Origin of the sequence: Blastomonas sp. CCH9-A1 (assembly GCF_001557175.1) — a bacterium.
Taxonomy (GTDB): Bacteria; Pseudomonadota; Alphaproteobacteria; order Sphingomonadales; family Sphingomonadaceae; genus Blastomonas; species Blastomonas delafieldii_A.
This window is the reverse complement of sequence record NZ_LSHM01000059.1, coordinates 35,874-42,306: the sequence shown is the minus strand read 5'-3', so window position 1 is coordinate 42,306 and position 6,433 is coordinate 35,874. Positions and strand designations below refer to the sequence as shown.

At 66.1% G+C, this 6,433-nt stretch carries 11 protein-coding genes and 1 pseudogene; all 12 read left to right on the top strand.

From position 1 onward, the window contains the following. Positions 1-135: 135 nt before the first annotated feature. Positions 136-231 (top strand): annotated as a pseudogene (locus AX725_RS21030) (DUF3768 domain-containing protein); the annotation flags it as partial. Continuing rightward, complete coding sequence (locus AX725_RS16410) at positions 231-461, top strand: hypothetical protein (protein WP_066119398.1); 231 nt, start codon at positions 231-233, stop codon at positions 459-461. The pseudogene AX725_RS21030 and the gene AX725_RS16410, both read left to right, overlap by 1 nt. After that, positions 454-1,323 carry a hypothetical protein gene (locus tag AX725_RS21575; RefSeq protein ID WP_231733308.1) on the top strand — a complete coding sequence of 290 codons (870 nt, stop codon included), beginning with the start codon at positions 454-456 and terminating at the stop codon, positions 1,321-1,323. Before AX725_RS16410 ends, AX725_RS21575 begins: the two co-directional genes overlap by 8 nt. A gap of 52 nt (positions 1,324-1,375) precedes the next feature. After that, positions 1,376-1,882 carry a hypothetical protein gene (locus AX725_RS16400; protein WP_066119395.1) on the top strand — a complete coding sequence of 169 codons (507 nt, stop codon included), beginning with the start codon at positions 1,376-1,378 and terminating at the stop codon, positions 1,880-1,882. Then, positions 1,879-2,340, top strand: a complete 462-nt coding sequence (locus AX725_RS16395) for a DUF6878 family protein (protein WP_066119392.1) — start codon at positions 1,879-1,881, stop codon at positions 2,338-2,340. Before AX725_RS16400 ends, AX725_RS16395 begins: the two co-directional genes overlap by 4 nt. Before the next feature lie 3 nt (positions 2,341-2,343). Further along, positions 2,344-2,742: a DUF6915 family protein gene (locus AX725_RS16390; protein ID WP_066119389.1), complete on the top strand. Its 399-nt coding sequence runs from the start codon at positions 2,344-2,346 to the stop codon at positions 2,740-2,742. Then, positions 2,726-3,070, top strand: coding sequence for a hypothetical protein (locus AX725_RS16385; protein ID WP_066119386.1), 345 nt, complete (start codon positions 2,726-2,728; stop codon positions 3,068-3,070). The genes AX725_RS16390 and AX725_RS16385 overlap by 17 nt, the downstream gene beginning before the upstream one ends. A 19-nt stretch (positions 3,071-3,089) precedes the next feature. Further along, positions 3,090-3,785, top strand: a complete 696-nt coding sequence (locus AX725_RS16380) for a hypothetical protein (RefSeq protein ID WP_066119379.1) — start codon at positions 3,090-3,092, stop codon at positions 3,783-3,785. After that, a complete protein-coding gene (locus AX725_RS16375; protein WP_231733307.1) occupies positions 3,782-4,906 on the top strand; it encodes a phosphoadenosine phosphosulfate reductase domain-containing protein in 1,125 nt (374 codons plus the stop codon). Before AX725_RS16380 ends, AX725_RS16375 begins: the two co-directional genes overlap by 4 nt. A 23-nt stretch (positions 4,907-4,929) precedes the next feature. Further along, positions 4,930-5,310: a hypothetical protein gene (locus AX725_RS16370; protein WP_066119373.1), complete on the top strand. Its 381-nt coding sequence runs from the start codon at positions 4,930-4,932 to the stop codon at positions 5,308-5,310. Beyond that, positions 5,307-5,588: a hypothetical protein gene (locus tag AX725_RS16365; RefSeq protein WP_156458514.1), complete on the top strand. Its 282-nt coding sequence runs from the start codon at positions 5,307-5,309 to the stop codon at positions 5,586-5,588. The genes AX725_RS16370 and AX725_RS16365 overlap by 4 nt, the downstream gene beginning before the upstream one ends. A 184-nt stretch (positions 5,589-5,772) precedes the next feature. After that, on the top strand, positions 5,773-6,315 hold the full coding sequence (locus AX725_RS16360) for a hypothetical protein (protein WP_066119367.1): 543 nt from the start codon (positions 5,773-5,775) through the stop codon (positions 6,313-6,315). Positions 6,316-6,433 lie beyond the last annotated feature (118 nt).

The window sequence follows — 6,433 nt, the reverse complement described above, 5'->3', positions numbered from 1 at the left end:
CAGTTGCGCTTGCTGAGCTCAACGCTGACAATGACAGAAGTCTTGGGGCAGTAATCTGACGACGAGTTCTCCATGTAGCGTTCTCCGTGGGGTTTGACGGAACAACGGCATAGCCGATCCGGCCTGCATAGGATCTATTACGACCTCGATCTCGAATACGGCAGCGAAGATCCCGCTGATGCCAGCATCACGCGCCGGGTCATCACCATCATGCTTCCGAGCGACTACTGATGCGCCCGCTCAGCCCCGCCACGCAAGCCGAGGCCGATGCAGCGGCCGCGACGATCGCCGCGCTCCGCATCGCACGCGACCACGCCCGCAAGGCCGGCTCGCCGCGAACACTCGCGCGGATCCGCCTCGCACTCACCAGCGCCGAAGGTGCGCAGCGCCATGCGCTGCACCGGCGCAATCGCACGACCGAGAAATCGGCCGAGACCACGACTGGACAGCGCCATGACTGACCCTGCAGGAACCTACCGCGAACTCGCCGAAGGCTACGGGCTCGACATCGAGACAATCGGGGGCGGCGCGCAGATGCTCTCCCGCTACTTCGCCAACGGGACCGGCGTTCACGTCACCTGCCTCGATGGCGGCGGACTTCCGACGAGCGAGAACTGGCACATCGGGGTCCACCCCGCCGACTGGGATGGTGACGGCGGCAGTCTCCTGTTCGAGCGCCGCTCGGACGACGGCGGCGCGCGGTCTTTCCATGACACGATCGACGCTGCCCTGTGGACGGCGGACTACGGCCGACGTTCGATCGGCGAACTCACGGAGGAATATGTGGCCTTCCTCAACGAGGAAGGCTTGCCCGAGCTGTCCGCCGACGAACTGCTCCACGAAGACCTGAACCCCCATCAGCGCCGCTATGTCAGCGCGTTTCTGGTCCGCTGGTCGGATGCCGAAAGCGTGGCGCAAGACACGATCGCCGCGGCGACGTACAACATCGCGACAGGAGGGCGGATTACCATGAGCCGACGCGACATCCCGATCAAAGACGGCGAACGCCGTGCCGTGCGCGCCGTCGTCGGCTACGACCGCCCGCTCGAAACCTTCTTCGCCCAGGTGTTCGAAACTGATGCCGACGGCGAGGAAGACGCTTTCCTTTGGCAGGGCACTTTCCCGGGCGAGCTCCCGACGCCCCGCTCCGCGATCGCCCTCATCGAGCCTTTCTGTGACGTCCCTGCAGACCTCGCTGCCGCGCTCGAGACCGACCGGCTCAAGACGCTCGCCCAGCAGGATTCGCCCGGCCAGGCCGAAGCGAAACGCCTCCTGATCCGCGGCGAACCCGCCCAGCCACGACCGAGCGAACCGAAGGACTGAAGGGGAGGGGGATTGGTCCCGACGATCCAGAGGAGGATCGCAGGAGACCCCCATGCCCATCACGATCGACCTTGGCGGCGCCCCCGCCAACGAAGACTGTGCCCAGCTCGGCCACACACCCGACTTCGCCGCCGTCAACCGCCTCGAGGTCGACGCCTACCGTGCCGCCCTGATTGCACTGTTCGGCACGCCGCCCGAAGGCTGCACGCTCACCGCGCAGCCCAATCATCACGATTTCGGAACCTACACCACGCTCGCCCTCGTGATCGGGGACGACGCCGACCTTGGTCCGGCAAGAGCGTATGCCGAGGCCGTCGAAGACGGAATCGGCTCCTGGCTCGAAGCCGGTATGGCACCGCCGGTCACTTACGACGACGCCGAGGCCGTCTGCCACAAGGCGAGCATCGCGGACGTCGTGCTCGGCGCCCTGCAGACCACGCGACCCGATGCGCGCGGGAATTTCCCGCTGCCGGCGTTCGCCATCATCCACCGCAACCTCTCCGCCGCTTATCCGGACGAGGCCGTCCGCTTTGCCGCTCTCATGGGAGAACCCGCATGACGACCGACACCCAGCCCACCGCGCGCCTTCGCACCGCTCCGCGCGAAGATGCGCCCTCGCTGATGCTGGCGGCGGTCTGCGCGGCCGCGGTCCTGAACGGGATCAACACGATCGTTGTGACCTACGACGGGTGCGGCGACGAAGGGCAGATGCACAGCATCGTCCTGCAGGGGCCAGCGGACGAGGACGGCACCGCGCCGGAACTGGCGATGCCCGAAATGCCATGCACGTCCTGGTCGGTTCCCTTCCGCGGCGACGCATTCGAGGTCGACACGACCTTCGCCCAAGCGATCGACGATCTCGGCCTCGAGATGCTGGCCCAGAAGCACGACGGTTGGGAGAACGGCGACGGCGCCTTCGGCGAGCTCACCATCGACATCGCCGCACGCAAAGCCGTCCTCGAACACAGCGTTCGGATCACCGAGACCGAGTGCTTCACCCACGAATGGGGGGGCTGACCGATGTCGCACTGCTACTACCATTGCCTGTCGTCGGTTCGCCGCTGGGGCGGACGGGTCGAGGATTATCGGCCGCTTCACGACTGGTTCGATCAGTCCAAGGCGATCATTGCCGACCCCCGGCATCGTGCGCTGCGTCACCATGCCGAAGGCATCTTCATGCTCGAGACGATCTTCGGCCAGACGATCGTCAACAGCGACGGCCGCATCGTGCCGGTCCGCCTGATCGGCGAGCAACACGTCATCGAGGATCTCGGACGCGTCCCCTCCTTCGCCGATTGGGCCCGCGAGATACGGCCCGCCAGCTGGATGCTCCGCGCGAATCCGCAAGGCTCGCCGGGCCTCGACCCCGACATCATCACCGTCACCGTGAAGGGAGAGGCCGATGCTGACCGACTCTGAGCGCTTCGCGTTCACCGCGCACCGCATCCACGCCTTCGAGACGACCGGCAACGCCTACGATGCGACGCAGACCGACGAGGCGATCGAGACCGGCGACACGCTGCTCGTACACGCCGAAGGCGTCGTCGCGGTCGCTATGACCTGGCCGTTCGCCATCACCACCGCGCACGGCCACCTGCACAGCATGGCGCCGCTGAAGGACGGCGACACGCTGGAGATCGTCGCCGGATCGCTGAAGGTCGAGCCTGGCGCCATCCGCCGTGCGGCCAAGCTCGCGCAGCAGCTCGGTTTCGAGATCGACCCCATCGTCGCCCCCCTTCTCGCCTGACGGCAACCGGAGACCCACCGTGGCAAACAATTATCTTCAGGCCGCATTCGCGGTCACCGTTACCGCGTCCGAAGCCCGCCTGATCGCCGCGGTCCAGCGCGCCATCGAGGCCATCGACAGCGGCGTCGAAGGCGACGAAGCCGCCGCCTTCGTGGCGGACCTCGGCCCCGAGTTCGCGACCGCTTTCCCGGGCGGTGATGCCGAGCCGTTTGCCGGCGTCATGACGATCTTTCCCGACGCGGATTTTCCCTGTCTCGACGCCGACGTCACCATCGAAGATGGACCCGAGGCCGACACCAAGATCGTGAGCTTCACCGGTGACCAGTTCGGCGTCGAACAGGTCGCGAACCTGCTGTTCGCGTGCGCCAAGTCCGCGTTGCCACTCGGATTCCAGTACGCCTACACCTGCGATCGGCTTCGCCACGACGAATTCGGCGGTGGAGCCGTCGTGATCACCCAAGCCGGAATCCGCTACCACAGCACATCCGATATCCTGCGCGCCGGCCTCGACGACACACCCGTCGAGGAAGGCCGTTCGGGCTTCGTGCTCGCCACGCGCGACCCCGAGCATGGCTTGTGGTTCTGGAACAACGAAACCGGTTTCGGACGATTGGCTGAAGCGACCGTCTTTTCCGAGGCCGAAGCCGCCGCGTTCGACAAGCCGATTGCCGACGACGAACCCGAATGGCTCGCATGCCCGGCAGGCTCGCCGTGACCGCCGTCGGCCGTATCGTTCTTCCCGCGGCCAGCGCCATCCCCCCGATCGCGCTCCCGCCGGAGATCGAGCAGGCACTGCGCGATGGTGCCTGGGCCGTATTCAACCTCTCGGGCGGCAAGGATTCCTCGGCCGCGCTGTTCGCGACCATGCTGGCGCTGGATGCCATCGGGCATCCGCGCTTCCGACGCATAGCGGTCCATGCCGACCTCGGCCGCGCCGAATGGGACAGCACCCCTAATATGGTCGAAGCGCTGGCCGTGCGCGCAGAAATCCCGCTGCACGTTCGCCGCCGCCGCGGAGGCGACCTGATCGACCGCTGGGAGCAGCGCTTCGCCAACGGGAAGGCCCGTTACGAGAACCTCGAGATCTACAACCTCATCGGTCCGTGGTCCTCCGTCTCACTCCGGTTCTGCACGTCAGAGCAGAAGGCGCAGGTGCTTGGGCCCTTCCTCGCGCGCGAATTCGCCGGCGAAACGATCGTCCAAATCATCGGCATCCGCCGCGACGAGAGCGCCGCTCGCAGCAAGGCGCCGGAATGGAAGCCCGACGACCGCTTCGCGAGGCCGGGGAACGCCAACGGCACCGCCATGATGGTGTGGCACCCGATCGTCCATTGGGCGACCGATCAGGTCTTCGCGCTGCATGACGCCCTCGGGATCCCGCTCCACGAAGCCTACACCTGCTACGGATCCACGCGCCTATCATGCCGCTACTGCGTGCTGCAGTCCCTGGCAGACGCCAAGGCGTCGGCTTCAGCGCCGACCAATCGCGAAGCGCTCTTGCAGCTGGTCGACCTCGAGGCACGCTCGACCTTTTCGTTTCAACCCGCGCGATGGCTGGCCGACACCGCACCGCATCTGCTCCCCGCAACGCTGCGGGCGGATATCGAACGCGCGAAGCGCGACGCGGCCGAGCGCCGCGCGCTGGAGGCTGCGATGCCCGCCGATCTGCGGTTCTGCAAAGGCTGGCCGCCCCGTCTGCCAACGCTCGACGAGGCAGCCCGGATCGCGGCGTCCCGTGCATCGATCCTGGCACGCCACCGCCTCGACAATCGCTTCAGCGATGCCCGCGCCGTGCGCGGCCGCTTCGAGCAGCTGATGCTCGCCAAGGCCGCCTGATCCTCTCGACACGGAGAAGTCCCATGCCCGATATCACCGAACTGCCCGTCATGCGGGCGGCCGACGCAACCGCGATCGGCTTCGCACAGTTCAACGACGTTCCGCACAAGGTGATCGACATTCCCGACGGGGGATTCACCCTGACAACCAAGACGAGCGACGGCAATCGCGTCACCTTCTACTTCGGACCCTACGAGACCGGAGGCCCGCCAGCGTTCATCGACATCCAGTACCACGATCGCGGCTCGACGATTCCCAACGCGAACGGAGGGCAATCGCCCACCTTCGACTGCTTTGCCATCACCCGGGGCGGCACCCACGTCGTCGACAGCCGCAAGCTCGAAGAGGGCAAGAAGCCGTCGATCCTCGTGATGCTCCTCGAGCGCGTCGGAGCGCAGTCGTGAAGGAACCAGAGTATCACCGGATGATCGCCGCCCGCGATGCTGTCCGCGCGCGCCTTAACGGCTTGCAGGACCGTCTTCGCCGCGATGCCGCACGCTCCGTCAATTCGCCAGCGGCGCATCGCGGTGACAGCGGATGGCGCACGATCGATGAGGCCGCATACCAGGACGCCCTGGCTAGCCTGCAGCACGCCCATCGGTCGGACATCGGTGCGATGACCGCCAAGCTGGACCGCCAGCAGGCGGCGATCCGAGCATTCATCATTCGCAACCCCAGCTGACGCGAGCGAAAGGCAAGGGGGAACGGCAGATTGCTCCGGAACGGATGCAATAGCTCACAAGCGACAAGTAAAACCGCCGCAAGCGACTGGATTTGCTCGGTATGAGACAATCTGTTCGCAGTCGCACAAGGACTCTTGTCAATCGTGAATTTGTTCTGAACATACAGATCGAAAGGATACGGCAATGCACCGGGTCCACCACTTCGCTTCCTCCGCGGCGGCGCTGTCCGCGGTCCGCGACAATCAGGTTGAACCCCAAGACGTGCTTCTCGTCACAGACGAATGCGTCGTGGCAACGGCGGGGCCTACACCCTTCGCCGTGACCGTCGAGGCCGGGAACTTCGCCGTCCTCGACGATGCTGCGGCCGACGAGAACGGGCTGATCGCCGGGGTACCGATCGACACCGTCGTCAAGGCCGTCGACGAAGCCGTTCGGCATTACATGCCGCTCGCCGATCCGTTCCTGCCTTACGCAACGCTTCCGCTGCGGTCGTCGGATTGCGCGCTCGCGCACAGCTTCACCTTCGACGAGATCCTGCTGGTCGCCGAAGCGATCAACCATCGGGCCCGCAGGTTTGCGGAGAAGCTCGCGCAGTCGCCGGAAGACCATGTCGCACGACCGGTCTGGATCGCCAGCATCGCCCAGCTGGAGACGGCACGCCACAAGCTGCTCGAGGGCAGCTTCGGTCCAGGGGCGGGGGAGGGCTCACCGGCACTCCCAGTGTGACGCGCGAACCCGGCGTCGGTCAAGGATCGGCGGTCCCCCCAATTTTCACGTCGCGACCTCTTGCGAGCCCGCCGCCTTAGAAAATCGGTTCCCCCACCGTCCGCCATGCGGCGCGACG

Excerpts from the sequence above, each read along its gene's own strand:
- AX725_RS21575 (WP_231733308.1), top strand. The coding sequence starts at position 454 with ATGACTGACCCTGCAGGAACCTACCGCGAACTCGCCGAAGGCTACGGG.
- AX725_RS16370 (WP_066119373.1), top strand. The coding sequence starts at position 4,930 with ATGCCCGATATCACCGAACTGCCCGTCATGCGGGCGGCCGACGCAACC.
- AX725_RS16410 (WP_066119398.1), top strand. The coding sequence starts at position 231 with ATGCGCCCGCTCAGCCCCGCCACGCAAGCCGAGGCCGATGCAGCGGCC.
- AX725_RS16395 (WP_066119392.1), top strand. The coding sequence starts at position 1,879 with ATGACGACCGACACCCAGCCCACCGCGCGCCTTCGCACCGCTCCGCGC.
- AX725_RS16390 (WP_066119389.1), top strand. The coding sequence starts at position 2,344 with ATGTCGCACTGCTACTACCATTGCCTGTCGTCGGTTCGCCGCTGGGGC.
- AX725_RS16360 (WP_066119367.1), top strand. The coding sequence starts at position 5,773 with ATGCACCGGGTCCACCACTTCGCTTCCTCCGCGGCGGCGCTGTCCGCG.
- AX725_RS16385 (WP_066119386.1), top strand. The coding sequence starts at position 2,726 with ATGCTGACCGACTCTGAGCGCTTCGCGTTCACCGCGCACCGCATCCAC.
- AX725_RS16400 (WP_066119395.1), top strand. The coding sequence starts at position 1,376 with ATGCCCATCACGATCGACCTTGGCGGCGCCCCCGCCAACGAAGACTGT.